The sequence below is a fragment of the Litoreibacter sp. genome, from assembly GCF_039974535.1.
Classification (GTDB): Bacteria; Pseudomonadota; Alphaproteobacteria; order Rhodobacterales; family Rhodobacteraceae; genus Litoreibacter.
The window spans coordinates 189,170-214,789 of the sequence record NZ_JBDWIU010000010.1 but is presented as its reverse complement, the minus strand read 5'-3'; the positions used below and the strand labels follow the sequence as shown (position 1 = coordinate 214,789).

Genomic DNA, 25,620 nt, shown 5'->3' with positions numbered 1-25,620 from the left:
CAATCTCATCGGATTTGCGTAGTCGCGCTGAGCATTTGGTCTGCGGCGGTAATAACTTTGGCGTTTAACTCATATCCTCTTTGCGCTTCAATCAGCTCGGTAACCTGCCGAACTGCATCAACAGACGAGTCTTCAAGATATCCATGCCGGAAGCTACCCAATCCATTCTCACCCGCGGTATCAACAACAGCATTGCCAGAAGCGCCAGTTTCAACAAACAAGTTGCTTCCGATTGCTTCCAAGCCCTTTTCATTCGCAAAACCTGCAAGTGTAATTTGACCTAATTGCTCTGGCTCCACTCTATCCGCAAAATACGCGTAGACCTCTCCGTCAGGGTTGATCGAAATCGAACTTACATCCTCGGGAATCGTGATGTTAGGTACGATTGGGAATCCATCTGACGTCACGAGTAACCCATCCCCGGTACGTTTCAGACCGCCGTCACGAGTATACCCTGAATTGCCGGCCGGAAGGGTAACCTCTAAAAATCCTCGACCTTCAATAGCCAAATCTAGATCGCCACCCGTTTGCGACAATGCGCCTTGGGCAACGTTCACAGAAACCGCCGTCGGGCGCACGCCCAACCCCATCTGCACCCCTGCTGGGATCAACGTACCATCCGCAGCACTGATGCTACCCGCACGTGTTAATTGTTGATAATGAAGATCCGAAAACTCCGCTCGGCGAGCGTTGTAGCCTGTCGTCGACATGTTCGCGAGATTGTTCGAAATAACGTCCACACGGGCCTGCTGTGCGGCCATCCCAGTCGCGGCAATTTTGAGTGCATTCATTTCACATTCCTTTTCTATCGGCCGCCAACCAGCGTCATAATGGAGCGAAGTCGCTCATCTTCTTTTTCAAGAAATGATTGTCCCATTTCATAAGAGCGCTGCACCTCGATCATGCGTGCAATTTGCTGCACAGGTTCAACGTTGGAGGCCTCCAAGAACCCTTGACTTACGCTCGCATCTTCAGCGGGGATCAATGCCGATTGCGTACTGAATTTAACGCCATCCTCTCGGACCATGTCTGTGAGATCTTCAGGGATGACCAAGCCAACCTGTGCAATTGGGTTCCCATCTGCTGACAAGGTACCGTCAGATGCAATATCAATCTTGCTTGCCCCCAATGGTGCAACGATTGGTGCTCCGCCGAAGTCCAACAGATTGTATCCTTCGGTTGTCACCAGTTCCCCTGCCGCGTTCGGGCTAAAAGATCCTGCCCTCGTCAACCTCACACCAGCAGGTGTTTCGATCTGAAAGAATCCGTCTCCATTGATACCCAAGTCAAAAACGCCTCCCGTTTGCGTAAGGGAACCCTGAAGAAAGTTCGTCGAATGCGCACTCGCCCGCGCCATCGACATACTTCCGTTGTCTCGTCCCATGGGGACTACAAATTCGGTAAAAATCGTTTCTTCCGATCTGAATCCAGTTGTCGCAAGATTGGCAATGTTATTTGCAACGACATTCATCTCTTTCATCAACCCGGACTGACGCGTCAAGGTTGCGTAAACTGTATTTCCCATGATCAACCTCCTACAACATTGGGAATAATTGTGTCCGCCCAAAAAGACGTTAGGCTCTTCGTCATAAATCCCATCGTGACCCAAAAGGTTGCTAAAATCGCACCGACTTTAGGAACGAAGGTCAGGGTCATTTCTTGAATTGAGGTGAGAGCCTGGAACAACCCGATAAGTAAACCAACACCAAGCGCCACTGCCAATATCGGGCCCGAAATGACGATTGAAACCCAAAGGCCTTGTCGAAGAATATCATAAAGCTCAGCCTCGCCGAGCATTAGACCGGCATTCTCAGTATTTCCTGATAGGCCTCTACCACTTTGTCCCGCACACTAACGGCGGTTTGTATCGCTAACTCAGATTGAGTGAGCGCCTCAACCAATTGGTGCGGATCTGCGTTGCCAGCCATTGCATCCATCGCGGTATTCTCACCCATTGCCACCACATCAGCGAACTGCTGAGAAAGCCGCCCCAAACTCGCATCTGAGGATGGCATAGTCGCTGGTTTCGATATCTTATATGCCTCGTGGGCAATCGAAGTAGAGATATCCATTCTGGATTTCCTTATATTTGAGCAATTATCGTTTCAATAAATCAAGAAGTTCAGAAGACATTTTTCGAGTTTGCTCGAACATCTTCAGGTTGACTTCATAACTTCGTTGCGCCTCTCGCGCGTCGGCTATTTCGATCATTAGGTTTACATTTGACCCCTGAACATACCCACCATCGTCTGACATGGGATGAGATGGATCAAACTTCATTGGTAGTTCAGTCTGATCCAATCTGGTTTCACCACTCCGAACTAATCCAGTCGACTCTCCAAATTTGGTCTCACTTTCAAAGGACGCCATTTTTCGGCGATACCCAGGTGTGTCCACATTTGCCAAATTTTCTGCGGTCAATCTAAGGCGAGAGGAATGAGCTCGCATACCACTTGCCGAAATCGCCAAGCTACCCGAAAAGCCCTCCATGAATTTTACCTCCCTCTACCAATAGAAATTTTCAACACGTCCATTGCATGTTGGTAAATGGCCAACGCCTTAGAATGTTGCCGTTCTATTTCAACAGATTTCAGTATTTCCTCTTCGACAGATACAGAGTTCCCGCTAGGCTTACCTTCGAGAAGGCCCGGCTTAGGGCTCCAACTCTCGCTGGAGGTCTCATCAAATATCCTAGAATTTTCGGGTTGAATTTTCAGATCGACTCCCATTCCAATAAAGTCGGAAAATGGGGCGATATCTCTTGGTACATAATTTGGAGTATCTACATTGGCCAAATTTGTGGAAACCAATTTTTGCCGCGCTGACGCGTGCTGCGCCATCATACTCGAATTTTCTAAAATTTTAATATCAGCGAACAACGGGGCTTCTCCCTCCATTACATACACATTGTTTTAAGAGTGATTCCTTTAAAAAGAGTAAGCAGCACGGAGAACTTGAAATGCAAAATCAAAGCCTCAACCAATTACTATCGGCAATTAATGATATACCGCGCACAAAAAGGGATGGTTCAGTAAGGTCTACTTCCGCAGGAATTGCCAGCGTTGTGGGTCTATCCAAAATTGCGCATATCGGCGACCTCGTCGCCTTTCACCATAAAAAAGGAAAATCCACATTTGGAGAAGTCGTCGCATTAAGTGAAAACAGCATCGACGTCTTACCCGAAACAGGAGTGGATGGCCTCGCACTCAATGGACGAGTGTCTCACCTCGGCACAAACAGACTAATGCCTGACAAGAGCTGGTTAGGCAGAGTGATCGACCCTTTCCTTCGCCCTCTCGATGGCAAACCCCTTATCAACGGTCTAGATGAAGTTCACCTCAAGCGATCACCGCCCTCTCCGGCCACTCGAAAAAGGTTAGGGCCACGTATTCCTACCGGAATAGCGGCGATCGACACATTGCTCCCATTAGTACAGGGGCAAAGGATTGGCCTCTTTGCTGGTTCTGGGGTCGGGAAATCAACACTAATATCCGACCTTGCTAAAGGTATTTCCGCTGATGCCATTGTGATCAGTTTGATAGGGGAGCGGGGACGAGAAGTACGAGAGTTCATAGAAGAAACTTTAGGGTCAGAGGGGTTGGAGCGGTCTGTAGTCGTGGCTGCAACAGCTGACCAGTCAGCAATGATACGACGTCGCGGCGCATGGGTCGGGATGGCAATTGCCGAGTACTTTCGGGATCAAGGCGCTCAAACCTTACTCTTAACCGATTCTGTCACTCGTTTCGCCGAAGCTCATAGAGAAATTGCACTCTCTTCCGGAGAAAGCACATCACTTCAGGGTTTTCCACCCTCAACAGCGCAAGAATTAATGGCTTTGAGTGAGCGCGCAGGGCCGGGATCTGAAGGACGCGGAGACATTACAGCCGTATTTTCTGTTTTAGTGCAAGGTTCCGACATGGAAGGGCCAATCGCCGATATTATGCGGGGGATTTTGGACGGCCACGTAATCCTGGCCCGCAACATCGCTCAACGAGGTAGATATCCAGCAATCGATATCACAAAATCAATATCACGCAGCCTTCCGAATGCAGCACTAGACGCCGAACTTGATTTGATTGCGCAAGCGCGGTTGGCAATAAGTACCTACGAAGAGGCACAGGCTTTGATCAAATCTGGGTTGTATGAAGCGGGAACCGACAAAGCGATTGATCATGCAATTGATGTTCGCCCACACCTTGAAACATTCTTATCAAACCGCAACTCTAGATCCATCTCATCTGCATTTACACTTCTCCAAAACGCCTTGAACATCGACAAGTCAAGTTAGCGCTTAGGTCAAGACTCATAACTGAAATATGACGGTTGCGGCCGGCGCGATTGCCGACAAGAAGACCTTCGGGCATCGGCCATAGCGGATTGGGACGCGCCGCCAATTTTTGAGGCTACCAAACATTCGCTCGATACGCTTGCGGCGTCTGAATCGGCGCTTGTCGTATCAAATGTCCTTCTTACGAGATTTGCGATCCGGGACGCAGGGTCGTGTGCCCCTTTCTAACAAGGCTTCGGGGAATCAATCCCATCATAGCCCCGGTCACCGAGTAGCCATTCAGCATCTGGTAGACTGTTCATCAAAGCCATGGCACCGGTGTAGTCACTGACTTGACCTGCTGTAAAAAGAAGCGAGTTGGCCAACCATCCGTTTCTGTGACGGCGTGTAGTTCGAGTTCATGCCACCCTTTGCTTGCCCGATCAGACGCCCACGCCCCCTTTTTAAGCCTCAGGCTTGCGGCCGTGCGGTGTGCTTTGAAGTATGTCCATCAATTGGGATGGTCTTATTGTCTGGAGTTTCCGCCGCCAACCCGCTCATGATCCGGGTAAACACGCCTAAATCGCTCCAACGTTTCCTGCGATTGCAAAAGGTCTTTGGCGGGCCATAGGCGGTAAGCAGATCACATCCTCGTAACCTATTCCAGTTAATGAGTATAATACCACTCAAAACACGCCTGCCATCACCCCGCGACCGACCCCGGCTCTTCGGAAAGAACGATCGAAGGCCCCTCATTTGCGCTTCCGTCAGCCAGTAAGGGTTGCACATTAGTCCCCCAAACTGTTGGAGATTGTGAATCATGGCAATGACCCCGCATCAACCCTTCAATGGCTCCTGACCCTAACAACAACCCTCTTCTTTACCAGCAATACCTTACGCCGTCGCCCCACCTTGTAGCAACGTCAATGCTGTCGATGCGCCATTTGTGTACTGATAGCGCTCCAATTGGGTCGCCAAAAGAAACCGTGTTCGCATTTTATCAATATTTTTCTGATCTCTGAAGACATCAACGCTCGAGCTTCCATACTGCATCTCAGTGCGCTCTTTAAGAAGGGCAACTTGATCGTCTAAGTCCAAAGAATCAAATCCATCAGGCAAGAACATTGATCTTTCGACAATAGATTTCAATGGTGGATTTCCCAGAACCTCAAGCCATTTCGTATCTTCACCTTTATCAGTCTCTGTAATATTCTCCATTTCCCTTCCAAATGACAAAGCCAGTCGCATATCTTGATCCTGTTCACCGACTGACACCTCAAACTGCCTGTCTTTGTACAACGACAAAATCTCTTCTGAAAAATAACTCAATTGCGTTCTGGGCACGTCAAAATCACCGAACCCAAAAGCCTTAGTAAATGCCAAGTATCGCTTATCCGAAAATCGATTTGCCAAAGCATCCGGGTCACTTGATCCATCATTGAGAATTTTCCTTATTAAAAATTTGTTGTCGATATCATCCTCTAATCCAAATGCAGTAAGCGCTACTGACAGTAACTCTCGATCTGCAACGAGTTGTTCAGCTGTGTGAACTTCGGAAATTTTTTCCTGAAATTCAAGGATGTTTCTTTCGGCTTCCCCGTTGGCGAAATATGCATGCTTCTGTGTGTCAATTGTCCGCGAAAGAAACAACCAACCTTGCAATCCAGTTTGAGGGAGGGCAACAGAAAATGTCATTTCACAGAAACCCCCATAATTTTTGACTCTCGAGACAGTAAGGAGCGTAGACTTTTCATGGCCTGATAATACTGCCCACCATTGACTTGTTCAGTTGATACACTAAGAATTTTTCGACTTTCAGTATCACTAAATGCCTGATTAAGCTGCTCTATTCCTTTAAGGGCTTGCCGCTTCCCTGTGTCCTGAGGTGCATCTCCGGATAATACTAATTGCATGATATAGCACACTCGACGTACCGGCGTGTTTACCTCTAAGGGATGGAGCGCATCTTTCAATCTCAATATATGTGCATCTGGCGTAACAATTTGTAACTTACTTCTCTTGTCACCATTTTCGACAACAGCACCATTTATCAAGATACGCTCCTTGGGTCCCAACTTTATCACAAGACCAGTCAAGAGGCCGGGCCATCGGAGCTTAGGCCGCGCATAATCGAAATGTTTACTTCACTCAACGCCTCTGTTGTTGCCTTTCCACTAAGAACTTTCTTTGTATGAGCGTTCACGAACTCCGATAGATAGAATATACTTGCACGGATTTCTTTGGTTAGAGCATTTTCAGAGCTAGACACGTCGATGGCTAAGGCCGTCCAAAGCTGTCGATTTTTATGCAAAACAGAAACCAGGTGCGGAAAGTTATCCCGCCGTTCTTGGCTTAGATTCATTATATCACGCGTAATTTTGGTGAGAATTTCTATTTCAATTCCCCTATTTGTTTTGAAGGCTCGACTGTTCACGCCATAGGCGGACGCGGCTTGAAGTGTAGCATTCATCATTTTACCCAGCATTGTTAATGGGGCGAAAACCATGAATGATCATCGCCCCTTGGTAGATTATTAACGGAATAGAGAAAGAATATTTTGAGGAGCTTGATTCGCAATCGACAACGCTTGCACGCCTAGCTGTTGCTGGACTTGCAGAGCCTGAAGTCTAGCTGACGCTTCTTCCATGTCCGCGTCCACCAACGTACCAATGCCGGATTTCAGTGAATCTGTTAGCTTCCCAATGAAATCGCTCTGTGTCTCAATCCGACCTTGAGCCGAACCGAACTCAGCCGCAGCGTCAATAGAGTTTTGGATCAAAATCTCTACATTATCTAGGGCGGCCTCTGCGCCTTGGTCAGAAGTTACGTCAATGCCATCTAACCCAAACAGTCCACCTGAAGCCGTCCCGTCTTGAGCGCCAACCGCTGTGAAAGTCGAAACTGGTGTTCCACTGTCGTTGTCGATCTTAAGCACCTGCTCACCGTTATTGTTTGTGGTGACTCTTGTTGAAATTCCTTCAATTTCTGCTGCATCAATTGCAGCTTTCAAGCCGTTGGCGACGTCCTCAAATGTTTCGCCTTCACCTGCGACATAAGTAGCCACATCAGACCCTAAAGTAACACGGTAACCGTCTCCTGAATTAACCTTAGAGACGGACGAAAATGTTACGTTTTCTGCCCGTTCAGAAATCTCTACGCTATCGTCAGATACTGGTGAACCGGAAAAATCGACATCAACTGTCTCGAATGCACGCGTAGACGTAATTTCTAAATCACTGCCATTTCGAGTTGCACTAACACCTTCAAGCCCCAATGCATTAATTTGACCCGCAATTTGATCGATGGCTAGCTCTTCAGTATCTGATGCAGCAAACGTGCCTGCAGAAAAGTTCAAGGTAGAACCCGCAACCGTGATTTGAAAATCATCCCCGGACATATCGGTGCTATCCGCAAACGTAATTGCCTCAGTGTTACCTGTATTAGCAATGGCTCCGGCTGATGCAGTAGCATTAGCGGATAGAGAAGTTCCCGTACCGTACGTGCCCGCAGAGTCTGACAGGTCAGCCCGTGCGATTGAAATATTCGATGCAGAAACTGATCCATCGCTCAAACGATCCAAAGACGAAAGTATATCAACAGAATCCGTACCTTTAAGCATATTCAATCCATTGAATTGCGCTGCACCAACCACAGAAGAAATCTGCGACGTCAATGCGTCAATGTCAGTTTGGATTTTTTCTCGATCAACGTTCTCTTCTTGAGCGGAAACCACCTTTCCCTTTATCTGCGTTAACAGGTCTGTAACGGTTTCTGCACCTTGGCGAGCTACCGCAACTGTGGATTCCCCGAGCGACAAACTTTCAGAAATTGCATTAAAGCCTTTTACGTCCGACTCCATCACTTTAGAGATGGCCCAAATTGCAGAGTTGTCCTTAGCTGACGATACAGATTTGCCCGTCGAAATTTCTGACTGCGTATCGAGCAAGCCGGAGTTGATTGTTTTCAGTGTTTGTAGCGCCACCATCGCGCCATTATTCGTCAAAATACTGGACATTTTAGTTCCTTTTCACGGCGCATTCAGCACCAAATTTGCATCACTCAAAGTGACTTCAAAGTCGTTTTGACAATTACATGTTTTCTTTTTTAACACGCGCCATCCCAATCGCGGGATGCTCCGTTGTTTTGCAACAACAATCCTAACAGAACGCTAAATAGGGGAATTACGGTTTGGAAAATTGTACTCAACAATCACACCCTTATTCCTCTGGCAGAATCACAGGTAAACACCTGAGTGCCTTTCGAGTTGTACACCTTGAGAGACCCTCGTGATTCAATTAACTCTTCAACTCGTTTCAAAGCCGAAGAAATTCCAACCTTTACACTTAGGTAGAGATCTTGGTTTTCAGCCAACTCCTGCTTCAAACGCTCTGCATCAAGTACTTCCAAATTAGATTTTTTGGATTCTATTTCTTCTAATATGGCCTCCTTGTTTCTCAGAATTTCTTTCAATCCTGAAAAATTTCCTGCCATTAAGAACTTTCTCTCATCATCAATAATTTTTCTTATACTGACGGATTTACTTTTCATAACCATGCCCTCCGGGCATCTTCGTCATTATTGAAACAGACAAGCCTACGCCACCATGGGCGACAATCATCTCGGCATATTCATCATTCAAAAATGATTTAAACTGTTCCTCGCCGGCCCCACCGGCAAATGTGATTTCTCCAGACGCAGTGTCGATAGATTTCAGCATTTCGGCAATAAATACCTGCTCTAACTTTCTAACCACATCTCGCTGAGCATCAGTACGTGGGAAAAGTTCAACGCGATCAAGAGGGCTTTGTATACTTTGTATGTCCACTGCTTTTCTCCAAACCCTCACAGGTCAGAAATATTCTTGCACTGGTAAAGATTAAGTAACTCCCATCTGAAAGAACAGGAAAGAACGTTTTGAGAGAGAGAAATGCATTCACTACTTGCGCACCAACCAAATGGCACCCGTCAGCTCACCTCGATGAACACACTTGAATCTAAGTTAATCGAATCAGATAGTGATACGCGCGATGCTGAAAAGGATATTTTTACCTTATCCCTCGAGGTTGCCGACAAGCCGACGAATGAAGACCAGCCTGTGTCATTGTCTGGTTCGTCCGGTTCTCAGTTGAGCCACAATACGACATCTTCACTCCTAGCTATCCACGCTCAACTCGGCCCTATGCCTGAATTCAATCCGGTTAGCAGTTTACCGGATACACGCGAGAAAATATCGGAGAGCAGTGAAGGCACGAAAGGTAATCCAGCAGAGGTGGTCGCCCCAACAGAGGGAGCATATCACCGACAGCTAGAGGAATCCGAAAAACAACCGGATCACTGGGCCGCCAGTTCAATGCAAAGCAATGCGCCTATCGCGCGCGTTGAAGTAGCCGAAGAGCTGGCAGTCCCCGCCCATACAGAGGCAATTGTTCCAGCCGCAATTGAGCCAGACACTCCCGAGATGAACCCAGAAAAAGACTTACGAACTGAAAACCAGCATTCGTCACTCAACTCTGACACTGCTAAGGGGCAGCTCACCGAAAGCTCGCCAAAGTTTGACCGGCCCCAACTAGAACACGAAAATAACTCAACAGACCAGCCATCTCGCATCCTTGTCTCTTCGGAAAAGTCGATTGAGTCTTCAACGGTCCACTCAATCATTCGTGAGGTTGAAGTAGCTCATTCATCAGCAGCCCAACGCGTTCAGATGAGTGCACCTCCAACAGTTCAGCCCGACTTTGGTGCATTAGATCCAGCGTCTGAAACTCACTTGAAATCAGGGGATGCAAATCCTCAACCGCAAGAGGTTGGATCTGTAACATCAGGAAAACTGCCTGTAATTCTGTCCGAACAATCAGGCCTGCAGGATCCCAGTGAGCTGAAAGCTTCCGATTTAGCACGAGTCAGTAAGGATCCGCATAGCCCCCACGCAGCCACATCTACGTTAAGCGAGCCCGCAACGCCTGCTCCAACAAGGACCACAATCTCGCCCCCAATTAACTCTCACGTTGAGATACATAAAACATCAATGACGTCGAATGCTGGTGAAGCACTTGGCGGCTTATTGCCGAATGTGGAGAATGACATCCACTCTATGAATCTGCCATCATTCACGACAGCTGTCCTACCTTCTTCTTCCTCGATGTCTGTTGCAATCAACCTATCACATTCGACAAGCACCGTTCCCAGGTCTTTCAGTGGCATCAGCGACCAAATCACTGCCGCGATAACGACCACCAACGAAAATGAAATCGAGGTTCGGTTAGATCCGGAAGAGTTAGGGCGTTTGCGCATTGTATTGGGTGGTCGCGAAGGCTCAATGAACGTAACTGTGTTCAGCGAAAGAACTGACGTACTCGAGTTATTGAAACGCAATTCAAACCTACTTGAAACCCATTTTTCAGACGCCGGATACGAGGACGCTAGTTTTTCTTTCGAAAAAGAACATCAAGAAGCACCCCATGAAGACATCGACGATCATAGCTTGATCGTGATTGATGCGCCCGAACTTTCAAATGCCAAACACCTGCATAACATCAGTACAGACACCCAGCTAGATCTTCGCCTTTAAGGAACCCACATGGAACCAATTTCCTCAACCTCAACCCCAACGACAGCTGCGACACAAGCCAGCACCACATCAGACAGCATCATAACTTCCGATTTTGAAACCTTTTTGGTCATGCTTACTGCTCAGATGGAAAACCAAGATCCATTGAACCCGCTAGACTCGCAGGATTTCGCGACTCAGTTAGCAACCTTCTCAGGGGTGGAGCAGCAAGTAAAAACAAACGATTTGCTTGGCGCGCTGAACTCACAGCTGCTTGTTTCAAGCATTGGCGACATGGCGAGTTGGGTCGGAATGCAGGCCCGAATGGCAGCTCCAGCCTATTTTGGTGGCACACCGATAGAGATCGTGGCGAACCCGGTCAGCTTTGCCCAACGCGCGGAATTGGTCGTGTCGGATGAGCAAGGGAATGAGATACAACGTATCAACGTGCCCGTGTCTGACGATCCGATCCTTTGGGCAGGCGTTTCAGATGACGGGCAGCCATACGATGAAGGGACCTACAGCTTCTCGGTAGAATCCTATTCTAACGATGCCCTTATCGACACGCATACACCTGACACATTCGCCAACGTAGTGGAGATCAGGACGGTGGATAATACAGCCGTCGTCGTTACCGAAGGGGGTGCAATTCGCCCTGCATCACTTGTGACCGGTCTAAGATAGTAAAGCCCAAGTAGCAGCCGCGCCAACTGCGACCGCAACTCCTGCCAGAAAAGCAAATGCTCCGGTGCTCCCCTTTGATACGTCCACAGGCTTGCTATTCTGCTCAGATTGCAGAAGCGCAGCCTCCATTAGATGCGGCAGTTTTGGTCCAAAACGCCCCAATACCTGCGCGGTTGCGATCAAATCTCGCAGCAACGCTTTGGGACCAATGTTTTGCTTGATGTAATCTTCAACCACCGGCTGCGCGACCTGCCAAATATTGATCTCGGGATGCATCGTTCTTGCGACCCCCTCCACCACTACCATGGTACGCTGTAACAGAATCAGCTCAGTCCTAGTTTCCATGCCGAAGCGTTCGGTAACCTCGAACAGATATGCCAACAAATGCGCCATTGATATCTGCGTCGCATTCATCCCAAATATAGGCTCACCGACGGCCCGCAAGGCCTGCGCGAACTCGTCGATATCCCGGTCAGCGGGGACATAGCCGGCCTCGAAATGGACCTCCGCCACGCGGCGATAATCCTTGCGAATAAATCCAATCAATATCTCAGCATAGACCCGCCGAGTGTATTCATCGATCCGACCCATGATACCAAAGTCATAAGCAATGATATCCCCATCAGCGCTAACCTTTAGGTTGCCTTGATGCATATCGGCATGGAAGTAGCCGTCATTCAACGCTTGGCGCAAAAACAGCTGCAAAACACGTTCACCAAGGGCTTGCCGATCATGCCCAGCGGTAGCGATCACCTCAACGTCGCCGAATGGGATTCCTTCCGCCCATTCCATAGTCATGACTCGCTTGGCAGAATTGAAGAAATGCGTTTTTGGAACCACGAAACCAGCATCGCCTTCAGTTTTTGCCGCGTATTCACCAGCAGCCGCGGCTTCCAATCTTAGGTCCAATTCCCCCTGCACGACGCCGTCAAAATGTTCAATCACGGCGCTTGGGTGCAGCCGCCTTGATGCTGGAGACAAGAACTCAATCACCGATGCGGCAAAGTAGAAGGCGTCGATATCTTTCCGGAACGCTTTTTCAATTCCTGGGCGCAACACCTTCACGGCGACCTCTTCGCCTGTCTCATTTAGCCGCGCCTTGTGAACCTGTGCGATGGACGCCGCAGCGACGGGCTCCGAAAATTCGGAGTAAATTGTATCAAGCTGCGCACCTAACTCTTCTTCAACCGTAGCTATGGCTTGTTCAGTTGGGAAAGCTGGCAACTTATCTTGAAGAACACGCAGTTGTAGCGCCAATTCGTCGCCAACCACATCTGGGCGCGTCGATAAAACTTGCCCAAATTTAATGTAGGCAGGGCCAAGCGCTGTTAGAGCGCGAACAGCCGGTGGCATGTCGGGATCACCTTTGTGACCAAGCCATTGAAACGGCCATGCCACGACACGCGCAACAACCCGCAACGACGGCGGGGCATCAAAAGCATCAAGCGCGAAGCTCATCGCGCCCGTGCGCTCCAGCGTGGCCCCAGTGCGAATGAGGCGCCAAACATTGTGCGGACCACGCATCTAGATTTTCCAACCGGCGTGAAGGGCCGCGATGCCCATTGTCATATTTCGATAAGAGACATTTTCGAAACCAGCGGTGCGGATCATATCCGCAAAGGTTTCCTGGTCAGGAAACTGTCTGATGGATTCCACAAGATATTGATAGCTATCACTATCATTCGCGATCATTTTCCCCATTTTGGGGATGACGTTAAACGAATATAGGTCATACGCCTTTTGCATCATAGGGTTGGGAAGCTGCGAAAACTCTAGCACCATCAATCGACCACCCGGACGAAGAACGCGGTAAGCCTCGGCCAAAGCATCGGGGATGCGTGTTACGTTCCGAATACCAAAGCTGATGGTGTAGACGTCAAAGCTGTTGTCCTCAAACGGCAGCGCCATTGCGTCGCCAACGACCCAATCGAGATTTTCTGCAAGCGACGCGGCTTCAGCGCGCTTGCTACCTTCAACCAACATCGATTCTGTCATATCGAGGACGACAGCATTCGCCTCGCCAGCCCGCTCCAAAAACCGAAACGACACATCGCCGGTTCCACCAGCCACATCCAAAAGGCGTTGACCAGACCGCGGGGCCAGCCAATCCATCATCGCTTCTTTCCAAATCCGGTGGATTCCAACGGACATAACGTCGTTCATGATGTCATACTTTGACGCAACATTGGTGAACACTCCGTGCACCATCCCAGCTTTCTGGTTTTCAGGTACATCGGTGAAACCGAAATGGGTCGTTTTTTGCGAATCTACAGCCATGGTTCTTGCAGTCCTTACGTTCTCACCCTTTCTTATAGGTCCAGCCTGTCGGGTTACAATGCGACGCGAAGGACCATCGGGGGAAGAAAGTGCCAGAATTACCAGAAGTTGAAACCGTGAGGCGGGGCTTACAACCCGTCATGGAGGGTCGGAAAATATCCAGCGTCGACGTGAATCGCCCTGATTTACGCTGGCCATTCCCAGAAAATATGGCGGACCGGCTTACCGGCAAGACCATCACAGCTATGCGGCGGCGCTCTAAATACCTGTTAATTGATCTTAGCAGTGACGAAACTTTGATCATCCATCTTGGAATGTCAGGCCGCATGCAAATTACCTTGGCTGAAACTGCAGAATCTCACCGAGACCAACCAGCAACACAGAAGCACGACCATGTTGTGTTCCACATGGAAGATCGCACCAGAATCGCCTTCAACGATGCAAGGCGGTTTGGCGCAATGGATCTAGCCAAAACGGCAGAGCTGGAACAACATTGGCTAATTGAGAAGATAGGCCCCGAACCCTTAGGCAATCAATTCGACGACGCTTACTTAATCAAGGCGTTAGCGAAAAAAGTCTCCCCTATAAAAACGGCACTGTTGGATCAACGAATTGTTGCGGGTTTGGGCAACATCTATGTGTGCGAAGTACTCTTCCGCACGGGGATTTCCCCCAAGCGAAGGGCAGGCAGTCTAAGTGCTGCGCGCGTGGCGACCTTAGTCCCAACAATCCGAGACGTGTTAAATGAGGCCATCGAATCGGGTGGATCGTCCCTACGAGATCACCGGCAGGCGAATGGCGATTTGGGTTATTTTCAACACAACTTCGCCGTCTACGATCAAGAGAATGAACCTTGCAGAAACGACTGTGGAAGCACGATTTCAAGGGTTGTCCAATCGGGTCGCTCAAGTTTTTACTGCCCAAAATGCCAAAGATGAATTGAACCTGCGTACGAACATGATACGTCTCATGCCCTGTTAGCAATGAGGATAGATCATGGCGTTCAAGACAATTATCGTTGAAATTGAAGAGCATATCGCTCTGATCAAACTGAATCGCCCCGACGCGCTAAATGCGTTGAACGCGGCGTTACTGACCGAATTGTCTCAGGCTTTGCTGGACGCCAACAGCAACAAGAAGGTCCGTAGCATTGTCATCACCGGCTCTGAAAAGGCCTTCGCCGCGGGTGCTGACGTCACCGAAATGGCAGATAAGTCCTTCACCGATGCATTCGGCGGCGATTTGTTCTCAGAATTTTCAAACAGCTTCCAACGCATCCGCAAACCAATTATCGCAGCCGTTTCGGGCTATGCCCTTGGCGGCGGATGCGAATTGGCGATGATGTGTGACTTCATTATCGCGTCCGACACCGCCAAGTTCGGACAGCCTGAAATCAACCTCGGCGTAATGGCCGGTTTAGGTGGATCGCAGCGGTTAACCCGCTTTGTTGGCAAATCCAAAGCTATGGACATGAACTTGACCGGTCGCTTCATGGACGCAGAAGAGGCCGAGCGCTCCGGCTTGGTAAGCCGCGTCGTGCCCGCCAAAAAGCTTGTAGCAGAAGCGTTGGCTGCAGCCGGGAAAATCGCCGAGAAATCCGCAATGGCGACGATGGCGATCAAAGAATCGGTAAACCGTAGTTACGAAACCTCGTTGAACGAAGGCTTGCTGTTTGAACGCCGTGTTTTCCACTCATTATTTGCCACCGAAGACCAAGCAGAGGGCATGGCCGCATTCATTGAAAAACGTGAACCGCATTTCCGTGACAAATAACCCGACTTAGGGCGTTGACTTGCAAGTGAGTCGGCCCTAGAAGCGCAATCTCAGATTTACACACCGAAGCATCGGGAACCTTAAGTATGGCAAACACGCCTCAAGCTAAAAAGCGCGCTCGCCAAACAGAGCGCCGCACCGAAGTGAACAAAGCGCGTCGTTCGCGCATTCGCACATTCCTGCGCACTGTTGAAGAAGCGATCACCTCCGGCGATTCTTCCGCAGCTAAAGATGCCCTGAAGTCCGCACAGCCAGAGCTGATGCGCGGCGTTACAAAAGGCATCATGCACAAGAACACAGCCGCTCGCAAAATGTCGCGCCTGTCTTCACGGGTTAAAGCACTCGGCTAAGCCGATCTGCGAGCCTCGCCTTAAAATTTTAGAAACGCGTCTTTTTTAGGCGCGTTTTTTTTATGATCAATCGGTTAGACGGAGGCAAATTCGTCACGGTTAGATTCGTGTTTCAACTAACTATGAGTCAAGTACGAAGATAAGTTGCGAGGGCCCTACTCCTGTCGCTATCCATGTTGAGCGATTCACTTCGTCTCGGGGGACATGGAATGAGCACGAACTCCAGTTCGGCTGTAAAAGACTTGCTGCCGGCACAAGCTTGGGACCTTTTAAAGAGTAACCCGACATCAGTGCTCATCGACGTCAGGACAAAGGCCGAATGGTCCTTTGTGGGGAAACCTGATCTGTCGAGCCTTACTCGTTCGGTCATAACGATCGAATGGTGCAGGTATCCAGACATGTCCGTTAACCCGCGGTTCGTTGAAGAAATGACCGACGCTTTAGATGGCAACGTGCCGTCTCAATTGTTGTTCATTTGCAGGTCAGGAGTGCGGTCTATGAATGCCGCCCTTGCCGTGCAGGCGTCTCTTTCTGCAGATGCGCCTAGCATGGAGCTGTTCAACGTGGCCGAGGGTTTCGAAGGCGATTTAAATCCTGAGAAACATCGGGGTGGCCTTAACGGTTGGAAGGCCAACGGATTGCCTTGGCAACAATCCTGATCTGCGGAATTGGTAAACGGGTAAAATATGACGAATGAATTTTGGGGGCGAACACGTGAAACTTTGCGGGCTGCGATTGGCAAGAATAACTATCAAACATGGATTGAACCACTCACATTGATCTCCTGTGAAGCTGGCGTCGCCGAATTCGGCGTTCAGACCAGTTTCCAAGGCGATTGGGTGTCTCGGAATTTTGGCGATGAGATTCTGCGCCAGTTTGAACAGCATGGCGTCCAAGTTGGCCGTCTGAAGTTTACTGTACAAGCGAACCGCCCAGCACCTGCCCCGAAGGCGTCCCCAAGCGCCGAGAAGTTCACACCGAAAAACGCGCCAGCGGTTGCTCCTGCTGAGGAATCGGTTATCGGCGCACCGCTGGACAAACGTTTTACGTTTGACCGCTTTGTCGTTGGCAAACCGAATGAGCTTGCGCATGCCGCCGCGCGCCGCGTGGCCGAGGGTGGCCCTGTAAGTTTCAACCCGTTGTTCCTTTATGGCGGCGTTGGCCTCGGCAAAACCCACCTGATGCACGCGATTGCATGGGAATTACAGACACGCTCACCTGAGCTGAAGGTCGTGTATCTTTCGGCCGAGCAATTCATGTACCGCTTCATCCAAGCGCTACGCGACAAGCAGATGATGGACTTCAAAAGCCTGTTCCGCTCGGTCGACGTTCTCATGGTGGATGACGTGCAATTCATTGCGGGCAAAGACAGCACGCAAGACGAGTTCTTCCACACGTTCAACGCGCTGATTGACCAACAAAAGCAGATCATCATCTCCGCAGACCGCGCGCCTGGTGAAATCGACGGGCTGGAAGAGCGTATCCGCTCCCGCCTGCAATGGGGCTTGGTCGTGGACCTGCACCCAACTGACTATGAGCTGCGCCTCGGCATCTTGCAGCAAAAGGTTGAGCAATACCGTGCGCAGTACCAAGAGCTGAAGATCTCAAATGGCGTGCTAGAGTTCCTTGCGCATCGGATCTCGAATAACGTTCGCGTCCTTGAGGGCGCGCTGACACGTTTGTTCGCGCTCGCCTCCTTGGTTGGCCGCGAGATCACGCTGGAAATGGCCCAAGAAAGCCTCGCCGACATTCTACGTCAGTCTGACCGCAAGGTCACAATGGACGAGATCATGCGCAAGACCTGCGATTACTACAACGTTCGCATGTCCGACCTGTTGTCGCCCAAGCGTTCGCGTAATATCGCGCGCCCACGCCAGATGGCAATGTGGCTGGCAAAATTGCTGACGCAGCGCTCTTATCCTGAGATCGGTAAGCGTTTCGGCAACCGCGATCACACCACAGTCATCCACGCCGTCCGCAAGATTGACGAGCTAAAAGCACAAGACAGCCAAGTGGCCGAGGATGCGGAGCTACTTCGCCGCATGCTAGAAGCCTAATTGGCTTGACGCCCCCGCCATAAAAGCGGACTTTTCAACAAAATGTTTGCATAAGCGGGCGGAGAGGATACCTTCTCCGCCCCAGCTATCTTCCAAAGAGGACGGATATGAAAATCAGTGTCGAGCGTAGCGCCCTACTCAAGGCAGTGAGCCAAGCCCAATCAGTCGTTGAACGCCGCAATACTATTCCTATTTTGGCGAACGTCCTGATTGAAGCCGAAGGCAACGATGTCACATTTCGCGCAACCGACCTCGATATCGAAGTCGTCGATAAAGCGGCAGCCCAAGTAGAGCGCCCAGGTGCCACAACGGTATCCGCGACCACGCTGCATGAAATCGTGCGTAAGCTGCCCGACGGCGCGTTGGTGTCTTTGACCGACGACGGCGCATCCGGTCGGCTGACTGTTGAGGCTGGGCGCTCAAACTTCTCGCTGGCGACTTTGCCACGCGAGGACTTCCCCGTTATGGCAACCTCCGAATACCAATCGAACTTCTCGGCACCGGCACCTGTGTTACGCCGCCTGTTCGACAAATCCAAATTCGCCATCTCAACCGAAGAAACACGTTACTACCTTAACGGCGTCTACATGCACGTGTCCGATGCTGATGGCGGCAAAGTCCTGCGCTGCGTTGCAACCGACGGCCACCGCCTTGCCCGCATCGACGCGGACCTGCCCGAGAGCGCCGCAGACATGCCCGGCGTAATCGTTCCACGCAAAACCGTGGCTGAGCTTCGTAAGTTACTAGATGACGACGACATGCAAATTGCGGTCTCCGTATCGGAAACCAAAATCCGCTTCGCAACACCAGACATCACATTGACCTCCAAGGTCATCGACGGCACCTTCCCCGACTACACACGCGTTATCCCGCAAGGCAACACGCGCAAGTTGGAGGTCGATGCGACCGAATTCGCAAAGGCCGTTGACCGTGTGGCAACTGTATCGTCGGAGCGTTCCCGCGCGGTGAAACTGTCCCTTGAGGAAGACCGTCTAATTCTATCTGTAAACGCGCCCGACAGTGGTGCAGCTGAGGAAGAACTGGCAGTCGCCTATGGCGACGAGCGCTTGGAAATCGGCTTCAACGCCAAGTACCTTTTGGAAATTGCAGGACAAGTCGATCGCGAGAATGCCGTCTTCATGTTCAACTCCGCAGGTGATCCAACCTTGATGCGAGAAGGCAACGATCAGTCGGCAGTTTATGTCGTGATGCCAATGCGCGTTTAACGCGCGACAATGGCGGGGCTGTATCTCTCTGCGTTAACTCTGTCTCGCTTCCGCTCCCACCGCCGGGTGGAGCTGGAATTGGACGACCGCCCGATTGCAATTTTCGGCTCCAATGGGGCCGGAAAGACCAATATCCTAGAGGCAATTTCGATGCTGTCGCCCGGACGTGGGTTACGACGAGCAAAAGCCGATGAAATCGCACGCACGCCCGAGGCCGTTGGTTGGAAGGTCTCGGCCCTATTGCACAGCCTAGGCCAAACACACGAAGTCGAAACTCGTGCGGAAAACGGCAGCAACCGGACGGTCAGCATCGATGACAAAACCGCGCCTCAGATCGCCCTCGGGCGCATCGCGCGGGTGGTTTGGTTAATCCCAGCAATGGACAGGCTGTGGCTAGAAGGTGCAGAAGGTCGCCGCCGCTTTCTTGATCGCATCACCCTCAGCTTCGAACCCAAGCACGCCGAAGCCTCCGTCGCATATGAAAAGGCGATGAGGGAGCGTAACAGATTGCTAAAAGACATGGTGCGTGATGCGATGTGGTACGGCGCGCTAGAAGCCCAAATGGCCGAGGCAGGCGCACAAATCATCACAAACCGCGCCGCTGCACTCACACGATTGCAGGCCGCTATGGAAAGTGCCCAAACCTCTTTCCCAACAGCCGCCCTATCAATCGAAAACCCCGATGATGCGGATTTCATTGACGGCCCAGACGCGCTGCTCGCCGCCCTCCAAGCATCCCGCCCCACAGACCTCCGCGCAGGCAGAACCCTTGTTGGCCCCCACCGCGCAGACATGAAGGCCATTTACACCGCCAAAAACGTCGAGGCAAAGCAATGCTCAACGGGCGAGCAAAAAGCCTTGTTGCTCTCCCTCATCCTCGCCAATGCACGCGCGCTGTCTCAAGACTTCGGGGCCGCCCCAATCATTCTACTGGATGAAGTTGCCGCCCATCTGGACGCAGGCAGACGCGCAGCGCTTTACGACGAGATTTGCGGGTTAAAAGCGCAGGCATGGATGACCGGAACAGGTTCCGAACTTTTCACAGAACTTGGCGATCGCGCCCAACACCTTGAAGTGTCCGACCACGATGGCGCATCTGATGTCACCCGAATTGATCCCAACGTGTAAGGCATCGCAATGACCATTACCCCCCTTGAGTTGCTGTTTTATGCAGGCGGGCTGTTCATATTGTTCCTAACCCCGGGGCCCGTTTGGGTGGCCTTACTCGCGCGCGCTATGTCGGGCGGGTTTCGATCCGCTTGGCCATTGGCATTCGGCGTCGTCGTTGGTGATGTAATTTGGCCCTTGGTCGCGATCTTGGGCGTGACGTGGATCGTGGATCAGGCCAGCTGGTTTATGGATGCGCTCAAATGGGTCGCCGTCGCGATGTTTATCGCAATGGGCATATTACTTATCAAAAACGCGGATCAAGAACTGTCCGAGAACTCCAGCCTTACGCGCCCAGGCATGTGGGCTGGCTTCATCGCGGGACTGGTCGTCATACTAGGCAACCCGAAGGCTGTGTTGTTCTATATGGGCGTGCTGCCCGGCTTTTTTGATCTCACAAAAGTCACATACCTTGATATCGCAGCGATCTGCACACTCAGCTTCATCATACCTTTATTTGGAAATCTAATGCTAGCAGCCTCCGTGGACCGCGTTCGCGGGCTACTCAAAACCCCTGGTACAGTTAGAAACATGAACATCATTGCGGGTTGGCTGTTGGTTGGTGTCGGCATCATAATCGGGTTAAGTTAACACACTTCTTACGCCGCCCTTCGCAACCACAATATCTTGCGTCAATTGCGTGACAATCTGCTCTCAAAAGACTATATTTCGCGTAACAAAAGCGGGAAATACCTCATGTCTGACGACCAAGAACAACAAGCCGATTACGGTGCCGATTCCATCAAAGTTCTCAAGGGCTTAGAGGCTGTTCGAAAACGGCCAGGCATGTACATCGGTGATACAGACGATGGCTCCGGTCTCCACCACATGGTTTATGAGGTCGTGGACAACGGAATTGATGAAGCATTGGCCGGACATGCCGACGCGGTAAACGTCAAGATCCACGCAGACAGCTCGGTTTCAGTCAGCGACAACGGCCGCGGTATTCCCGTAGGTATCCACGAGGAAGAGGGCGTCTCCGCCGCCGAGGTCATCATGACCCAACTTCACGCAGGCGGTAAATTCGACAGCAATTCCTACAAAGTTTCGGGCGGCCTGCACGGTGTGGGCGTTTCCGTGGTGAACGCGCTTTCCAACTGGCTAGAACTCCGCATTTGGCGCGAAGGCAAAGAACACATCGCCCGATTTGAGCACGGCGATACCGTCAAGCACCTTGAAGTCGTGGGTCCAACTGACCGCACGGGCACCGAAGTACGTTTTATGGCCTCGACCGACACGTTCTCCAATCGCGATTACGTGTTCGAAACACTGGAAAAACGCCTGCGTGAATTGGCATTCTTGAATTCGGGTGTGCGGATCATCCTAGAGGATGAGCGCCCCGCCGAAGCCTTGCACACCGAACTATTCTACGAAGGCGGCGTTAAAGAATTCGTTAAGTATCTGGATCGCTCCAAGTCCTCGATTATGACTGACCCTATTTATGTGGTTGGCGAAAAGGATGACATTGGCGTCGAAGTCGCAATGTGGTGGAATGACAGCTATAACGAGATGGTCCTGCCCTTCACCAACAACATCCCACAGCGCGATGGCGGTACACATATGGCCGGCTTCCGCGGCGCGCTTACACGTACCATAAACGCTTACGCCCAAAGCTCCGGCATCGCCAAAAAAGAGAAGATTTCCTTTACCGGCGACGATGCTCGCGAAGGCCTGACTTGCGTGCTGTCTGTCAAAGTGCCTGATCCGAAGTTCTCCTCGCAGACAAAAGACAAACTGGTTTCCTCCGAGGTTCGCCCTGCGGTCGAGAGCCTGATGAATGAAAAACTGACCGAATGGTTCGAGGAAAACCCTAATGAGGCCCGCGAAATCGTCTCCAAAATCGTCGAAGCTGCACAAGCCCGCGAGGCGGCCCGCAAAGCCCGCGAATTGACCCGTCGCAAGAACCCGATGGACATGAATTTCTTGTCGTCGAAATTGAAAGATTGCTCCGACAAAGACCCATCCAAGACCGAAGTCTTCTTAGTTGAGGGGGACTCCGCTGGTGGCTCTGCGCAAACTGGTCGTGATCGTCAAACCCAAGCTATTTTGCCCCTTAAGGGTAAAATTCTAAATGTAGAACGCGCCCGTTTTGACCGCATGCTTGGCAGTCAAGAGATCGGTAATATGGTCATGGCCCTTGGCACTGGTATTGGACGCGACGAATTCGACATCAGCAAATTGCGCTACCATAAAATCGTCATCATGACGGATGCGGATGTGGATGGTGCCCACATCCGTACTCTTTTGCTCACCTTCTTCTATCGCCAAATGCCCGAGTTGATCGAACAAGGTCACCTCTACATCGCGCAACCGCCTCTTTACAAAGTAGCACGCGGACGCTCGGAAGTGTACTTGAAGGATCAAGCATCGATGGAGGACTACCTGATTGAGCAGGGCGTTGAAGGCGCTGTGCTAAAGCTATCCACTGGCGAAGAAATCGTCGGACAAGATTTACGACGCGTAATTGAAGAAGCGCGCACTGTACGCCGCATTCTGCAAGCTTTCCCAACTCACTACCCGCAACACATCCTAGAGCAATCTGCCATCGCTGGCGCTTTCGCCGCCGGCCAAGTCGACCAAGATTTGCAAGGTGTGGCCAATACCGTAGCTGCACGCCTAGATCTAATCGCATTAGAATATGAAAAAGGCTGGCAAGGTCGCCCAACTCAAGACAAAGGCATACGCCTATGGCGTGTATTGCGCGGCGTTGACGAAGTCCGAGTCCTAGATGGTGGCGTATTGCGATCCGGTGAAGCGCGACGTCTGGGGCAACTGACCAATAGCTTGCAAGAGACCTACGGCAAGCCCGCGAAGCTGGTCCGCAAAGATCGTGAGCAACCTGTTTATGGGCCAATCGATCTACTTCAATCTATTCTCGAAGAGGGCGAGAAAGGTCTATCACTGCAACGCTACAAAGGCCTAGGCGAGATGAACCCAGATCAGCTGTGGGAAACCACACTGGATCCTGATGCACGTACACTGTTGCAAGTTAAAGTTGAAGACATGGCCGAAGCAGACGACATTTTCACCAAACTCATGGGTGATGTCGTAGAACCTCGCCGTGACTTCATCCAAACTAACGCTCTTAGCGTGGAAAACTTGGACTTCTAACTTCACTCAGGGTAGCGGAATACCGCTGCCCTGAACCGCTCAATCCCCCAACCTATTGCACAATAAATTCTGCATGTAAGGCACCTGCAGCCTTTATGCTCTTCAAGATATCGATCATGTCCAAGGGTGTTACACCCAGCGCGTTTAACCCAGAGATAACATCTTTCAAAGTGGTTCCCGGAGAAATTTCTGCCAATCCTATGCCTGGCTCCTCATCTATTGCCGCTGCTGTGCGAGGAACTACAACAGTCTCGCCTTCGGAAAATGGATTTGGTTGAACAACGACAGGAGCTTCCTCAATCGTTAACGTGAGATTCCCCTGCGCCACTGCTACGCGCGAAATTCGTACATTCTCGTCCATAACGATAGTCCCCGACCGTTGATCAACAACAACGCGGGCGCGGCGCTCCGGCTCAATCACGATATTTTCTATCCGGCTAAGAACATGCGCGGCAGAGCGCAATCCTGTCGCGTCAACGTCCAACTCAACGGTTCCAGCGTCCAACATCAACGCCACGCTACGCCCCAAGGTAGAATTGATCGCCAGTTCAATTTTCTCAGCGGTAGTAAAATCTGGAGTTCTAAGCGCCATACGCAAACTGGAAAGTTGCGAAAACTCGAAATCAACTTCCCGCTCGACCCGGCCACCTGCAGGAACAATTCCAGCAGTAGGAACTCCGTGAACGACACGCGCTGCTTCACCTTCTGCTGCAATTCCCCCGGCGATGACGGTCCCTTGGGCAACTACATATACGTCGCCATCTGCTGCGTTGAGCGGCGTCATAATAAGTGTACCACCCAGCAAACTCTTCGCATCTCCAATTGCTGATACCGTTACATCTACTTTACTCCCTGTACGACTAAACGCTGGCAAAGCTGCGGTTACGAGAACAGCTGCAACGTTTTTGGGGCGAAACTCTTCTCCCCCAACATTCACCCCAAGACGTTCGAGGATGTTAACCATCATTTCCTCAGTAAAGGGCGAGTTTCGAAGCCCGTCACCCGTTCCATTTAAACCAACAACCAACCCGTAACCAACGAGATCGTTTCCACGAACACCGTCAAACTCAACCAAATCTTTTAGACGAACGCTGGATGCGTTAACCATTGTGGGCAAGAGTAGTGCGAGCAGTAGAGCGCTGAACCGTAGCATTACAAATAATCCGACAAACGTAACTGTGATGTTCGTGCCGTCAAAACATAAAGCGTTTCTATTTGGAATTGAACAGCCTCCAATGCACTCGCTGTTTCATAAGGATCGATTGACAAAATTTCTGAGCGCGCCATTTCGAGTACGCTTTTTTCAGCTACAGCAGCGACGTCCGCTCGTTCGAGCAAAGCTTCCACCTGACCCGTATCGCGTTGCATTTCGATTAAAGATAGCTCGGCAGAAATCAAATTTTGAGCAACCGAAGAAAGTACGTCACGTTTCTCCTGAGATGTGGCAGCGATATCGCCTTGGGAAATTACTGCTGAAACTGCCAACCCCTTTAACATCGCCCGAAAATTCTGGTTATCCGCCTTGAGCGGCAAATCAATCTCTTGATGCTCGGAGATTGAAATGTTGCTTCTTGCCTGACTCCCTCCTCCATAAGCCAGAGTTTCGAAGCCACCACCTAAATCATCGAACCAAGCATCGACCTGCATCACGAAGTCCGACACACCAGTACTCATAGCGGCAAGGTTACTCATTTGAGCAAGCATCTCATCGCCCGAGATCAAGGGCTTTTGACCCGTAGCACTTCCTGAAAACAAGTACTCGCCAGATACCTGGACGTTCAGACGTGATATGACTTCGCTCAACCGCCCTGAAGCGCCAGATAAATGGGCCTCTAGAACCTCTGGTTGCTCGAGACCTGTCGCGGCAGCGAGTTCGGTCCCGTAGTTCGAGATAACTTCCTCCATGGCTCCAAGAGTAGTTTGCAGGTTGGAGACCTGTTGCCCGATATTTGACCGTCCCAGCGAAAATCCGTCGAGCTTCAATAGTGAGCTCTCTAACCCTGAAATAACTCCAAAATTTCCCCGCACTTTCTTCCCAACGTCCTGCACCTCTCTGGTCGTCAACTCTGTTGTGAGTTTGACTAAAGTGGTTGTTAATTCGGAACTCTGACGACGAAGCATCATGCTCTGACCTAGATCGCTTAGACTGCTATAATTCATT

The 25,620-nt window shown here is 50.7% G+C and carries 28 protein-coding genes and 1 pseudogene; 12 read left to right on the top strand and 17 right to left on the bottom strand.

The features are described from left to right. Window positions 1-5: 5 nt before the first annotated feature. From flgG to ABJN86_RS08585, 6 genes are read right to left on the bottom strand one after another with little or no spacing between them, the layout of a single operon-like run. On the bottom strand, window positions 6-791 hold the full coding sequence (flgG, locus tag ABJN86_RS08610; protein WP_348366336.1) for a flagellar basal-body rod protein FlgG: 786 nt from the start codon (window positions 789-791) through the stop codon (window positions 6-8). A gap of 14 nt (window positions 792-805) precedes the next feature. Next, window positions 806-1,525, bottom strand: coding sequence for a flagellar hook-basal body complex protein (locus tag ABJN86_RS08605; RefSeq protein ID WP_348366921.1), 720 nt, complete (start codon window positions 1,523-1,525; stop codon window positions 806-808). Between the two features lie 2 nt (window positions 1,526-1,527). Then, on the bottom strand, window positions 1,528-1,797 hold the full coding sequence (locus tag ABJN86_RS08600) for a flagellar biosynthetic protein FliQ (RefSeq protein ID WP_348366334.1): 270 nt from the start codon (window positions 1,795-1,797) through the stop codon (window positions 1,528-1,530). After that, window positions 1,797-2,072: a flagellar hook-basal body complex protein FliE gene (gene fliE / locus ABJN86_RS08595; RefSeq protein WP_348366332.1), complete on the bottom strand. Its 276-nt coding sequence runs from the start codon at window positions 2,070-2,072 to the stop codon at window positions 1,797-1,799. Before fliE ends, ABJN86_RS08600 begins: the two co-directional genes overlap by 1 nt. A 25-nt stretch (window positions 2,073-2,097) precedes the next feature. After that, window positions 2,098-2,490 carry a flagellar basal body rod protein FlgC gene (gene flgC / locus ABJN86_RS08590; RefSeq protein ID WP_348366330.1) on the bottom strand — a complete coding sequence of 131 codons (393 nt, stop codon included), beginning with the start codon at window positions 2,488-2,490 and terminating at the stop codon, window positions 2,098-2,100. A gap of 5 nt (window positions 2,491-2,495) precedes the next feature. After that, window positions 2,496-2,879, bottom strand: coding sequence for a hypothetical protein (locus tag ABJN86_RS08585; RefSeq protein WP_348366329.1), 384 nt, complete (start codon window positions 2,877-2,879; stop codon window positions 2,496-2,498). A gap of 80 nt (window positions 2,880-2,959) precedes the next feature. Here ABJN86_RS08585 and ABJN86_RS08580 point away from each other — a divergent pair, with 80 nt between their 5' ends. Beyond that, a complete protein-coding gene (locus ABJN86_RS08580; RefSeq protein ID WP_348366327.1) occupies window positions 2,960-4,288 on the top strand; it encodes a FliI/YscN family ATPase in 1,329 nt (442 codons plus the stop codon). A gap of 15 nt (window positions 4,289-4,303) precedes the next feature. On the opposite strand, the pseudogene ABJN86_RS08575 reads toward ABJN86_RS08580, so the two are convergent. The 7 genes and pseudogenes from ABJN86_RS08575 to ABJN86_RS08545 form a co-directional block, all read right to left on the bottom strand. After that, window positions 4,304-5,056 (bottom strand): annotated as a pseudogene (locus ABJN86_RS08575) (IS5 family transposase). Window positions 5,057-5,161: 105 nt separating this feature from the next. Then, window positions 5,162-5,962, bottom strand: coding sequence for a DUF1217 domain-containing protein (locus ABJN86_RS08570; protein WP_348366325.1), 801 nt, complete (start codon window positions 5,960-5,962; stop codon window positions 5,162-5,164). Then, entirely contained in the window at window positions 5,959-6,363 is a 405-nt protein-coding gene (gene flbT, locus ABJN86_RS08565) for a flagellar biosynthesis repressor FlbT (protein WP_348366323.1), read from the bottom strand. The genes ABJN86_RS08570 and flbT overlap by 4 nt, the downstream gene beginning before the upstream one ends. Then, a complete protein-coding gene (flaF, locus tag ABJN86_RS08560; RefSeq protein WP_348366321.1) occupies window positions 6,360-6,773 on the bottom strand; it encodes a flagellar biosynthesis regulator FlaF in 414 nt (137 codons plus the stop codon). The genes flbT and flaF overlap by 4 nt, the downstream gene beginning before the upstream one ends. Before the next feature lie 27 nt (window positions 6,774-6,800). Beyond that, window positions 6,801-8,282, bottom strand: coding sequence for a flagellin (locus ABJN86_RS08555; protein WP_348366320.1), 1,482 nt, complete (start codon window positions 8,280-8,282; stop codon window positions 6,801-6,803). A 194-nt stretch (window positions 8,283-8,476) separates the two neighbouring features. Continuing rightward, on the bottom strand, window positions 8,477-8,815 hold the full coding sequence (locus ABJN86_RS08550) for a hypothetical protein (protein WP_348366318.1): 339 nt from the start codon (window positions 8,813-8,815) through the stop codon (window positions 8,477-8,479). After that, window positions 8,805-9,092: a rod-binding protein gene (locus tag ABJN86_RS08545; RefSeq protein WP_348366316.1), complete on the bottom strand. Its 288-nt coding sequence runs from the start codon at window positions 9,090-9,092 to the stop codon at window positions 8,805-8,807. Before ABJN86_RS08545 ends, ABJN86_RS08550 begins: the two co-directional genes overlap by 11 nt. A gap of 102 nt (window positions 9,093-9,194) precedes the next feature. Here ABJN86_RS08545 and ABJN86_RS08540 point away from each other — a divergent pair, with 102 nt between their 5' ends. Then, window positions 9,195-10,835 (top strand): flagellar hook-length control protein FliK, encoded by a 1,641-nt coding sequence (locus ABJN86_RS08540; protein ID WP_348366315.1) that lies wholly within the window; start codon window positions 9,195-9,197, stop codon window positions 10,833-10,835. 9 nt (window positions 10,836-10,844) lie between these two features. Then, window positions 10,845-11,498: a flagellar hook capping FlgD N-terminal domain-containing protein gene (locus ABJN86_RS08535; RefSeq protein ID WP_348366313.1), complete on the top strand. Its 654-nt coding sequence runs from the start codon at window positions 10,845-10,847 to the stop codon at window positions 11,496-11,498. Here the strand turns inward: ABJN86_RS08535 and ubiB are convergent. Both ubiB and ubiE read right to left on the bottom strand, forming a co-directional pair. Continuing rightward, window positions 11,490-13,022, bottom strand: a complete 1,533-nt coding sequence (gene ubiB, locus ABJN86_RS08530; RefSeq protein WP_348366311.1) for a 2-polyprenylphenol 6-hydroxylase — start codon at window positions 13,020-13,022, stop codon at window positions 11,490-11,492. The two genes, ABJN86_RS08535 and ubiB, sit on opposite strands and share 9 nt — an antisense overlap. Continuing rightward, complete coding sequence (gene ubiE, locus ABJN86_RS08525; protein WP_348366309.1) at window positions 13,023-13,775, bottom strand: bifunctional demethylmenaquinone methyltransferase/2-methoxy-6-polyprenyl-1,4-benzoquinol methylase UbiE; 753 nt, start codon at window positions 13,773-13,775, stop codon at window positions 13,023-13,025. 89 nt (window positions 13,776-13,864) lie between these two features. Here ubiE and mutM point away from each other — a divergent pair, with 89 nt between their 5' ends. From mutM to gyrB, 9 genes are all read left to right on the top strand, one after another. Continuing rightward, on the top strand, window positions 13,865-14,713 hold the full coding sequence (mutM, locus tag ABJN86_RS08520) for a bifunctional DNA-formamidopyrimidine glycosylase/DNA-(apurinic or apyrimidinic site) lyase (protein ID WP_348366308.1): 849 nt from the start codon (window positions 13,865-13,867) through the stop codon (window positions 14,711-14,713). A 58-nt stretch (window positions 14,714-14,771) separates the two neighbouring features. After that, window positions 14,772-15,548: an enoyl-CoA hydratase gene (locus ABJN86_RS08515; RefSeq protein ID WP_348366306.1), complete on the top strand. Its 777-nt coding sequence runs from the start codon at window positions 14,772-14,774 to the stop codon at window positions 15,546-15,548. Between the two features lie 86 nt (window positions 15,549-15,634). Beyond that, window positions 15,635-15,898: a 30S ribosomal protein S20 gene (rpsT, locus tag ABJN86_RS08510; RefSeq protein WP_348366305.1), complete on the top strand. Its 264-nt coding sequence runs from the start codon at window positions 15,635-15,637 to the stop codon at window positions 15,896-15,898. A 209-nt stretch (window positions 15,899-16,107) separates the two neighbouring features. Continuing rightward, window positions 16,108-16,557, top strand: a complete 450-nt coding sequence (locus ABJN86_RS08505) for a rhodanese-like domain-containing protein (protein WP_348366303.1) — start codon at window positions 16,108-16,110, stop codon at window positions 16,555-16,557. A 27-nt stretch (window positions 16,558-16,584) separates the two neighbouring features. Further along, window positions 16,585-17,955, top strand: coding sequence for a chromosomal replication initiator protein DnaA (gene dnaA / locus ABJN86_RS08500; RefSeq protein WP_348366301.1), 1,371 nt, complete (start codon window positions 16,585-16,587; stop codon window positions 17,953-17,955). A 107-nt stretch (window positions 17,956-18,062) separates the two neighbouring features. Then, on the top strand, window positions 18,063-19,181 hold the full coding sequence (gene dnaN, locus ABJN86_RS08495) for a DNA polymerase III subunit beta (protein WP_348366299.1): 1,119 nt from the start codon (window positions 18,063-18,065) through the stop codon (window positions 19,179-19,181). Between the two features lie 9 nt (window positions 19,182-19,190). Then, on the top strand, window positions 19,191-20,309 hold the full coding sequence (recF, locus tag ABJN86_RS08490; protein ID WP_348366298.1) for a DNA replication/repair protein RecF: 1,119 nt from the start codon (window positions 19,191-19,193) through the stop codon (window positions 20,307-20,309). Between the two features lie 9 nt (window positions 20,310-20,318). After that, on the top strand, window positions 20,319-20,939 hold the full coding sequence (locus ABJN86_RS08485; protein ID WP_348366296.1) for a LysE family translocator: 621 nt from the start codon (window positions 20,319-20,321) through the stop codon (window positions 20,937-20,939). A gap of 105 nt (window positions 20,940-21,044) precedes the next feature. Next, entirely contained in the window at window positions 21,045-23,459 is a 2,415-nt protein-coding gene (gene gyrB / locus ABJN86_RS08480; RefSeq protein WP_348366294.1) for a DNA topoisomerase (ATP-hydrolyzing) subunit B, read from the top strand. A 52-nt stretch (window positions 23,460-23,511) separates the two neighbouring features. On the opposite strand, the gene ABJN86_RS08475 is transcribed toward gyrB, so the two are convergent. Continuing rightward, complete coding sequence (locus tag ABJN86_RS08475; RefSeq protein WP_348366292.1) at window positions 23,512-24,612, bottom strand: flagellar basal body P-ring protein FlgI; 1,101 nt, start codon at window positions 24,610-24,612, stop codon at window positions 23,512-23,514. Further along, window positions 24,612-25,619 (bottom strand): hypothetical protein, encoded by a 1,008-nt coding sequence (locus ABJN86_RS08470; RefSeq protein WP_348366290.1) that lies wholly within the window; start codon window positions 25,617-25,619, stop codon window positions 24,612-24,614. Before ABJN86_RS08470 ends, ABJN86_RS08475 begins: the two co-directional genes overlap by 1 nt. Window position 25,620: the final 1 nt, after the last annotated feature.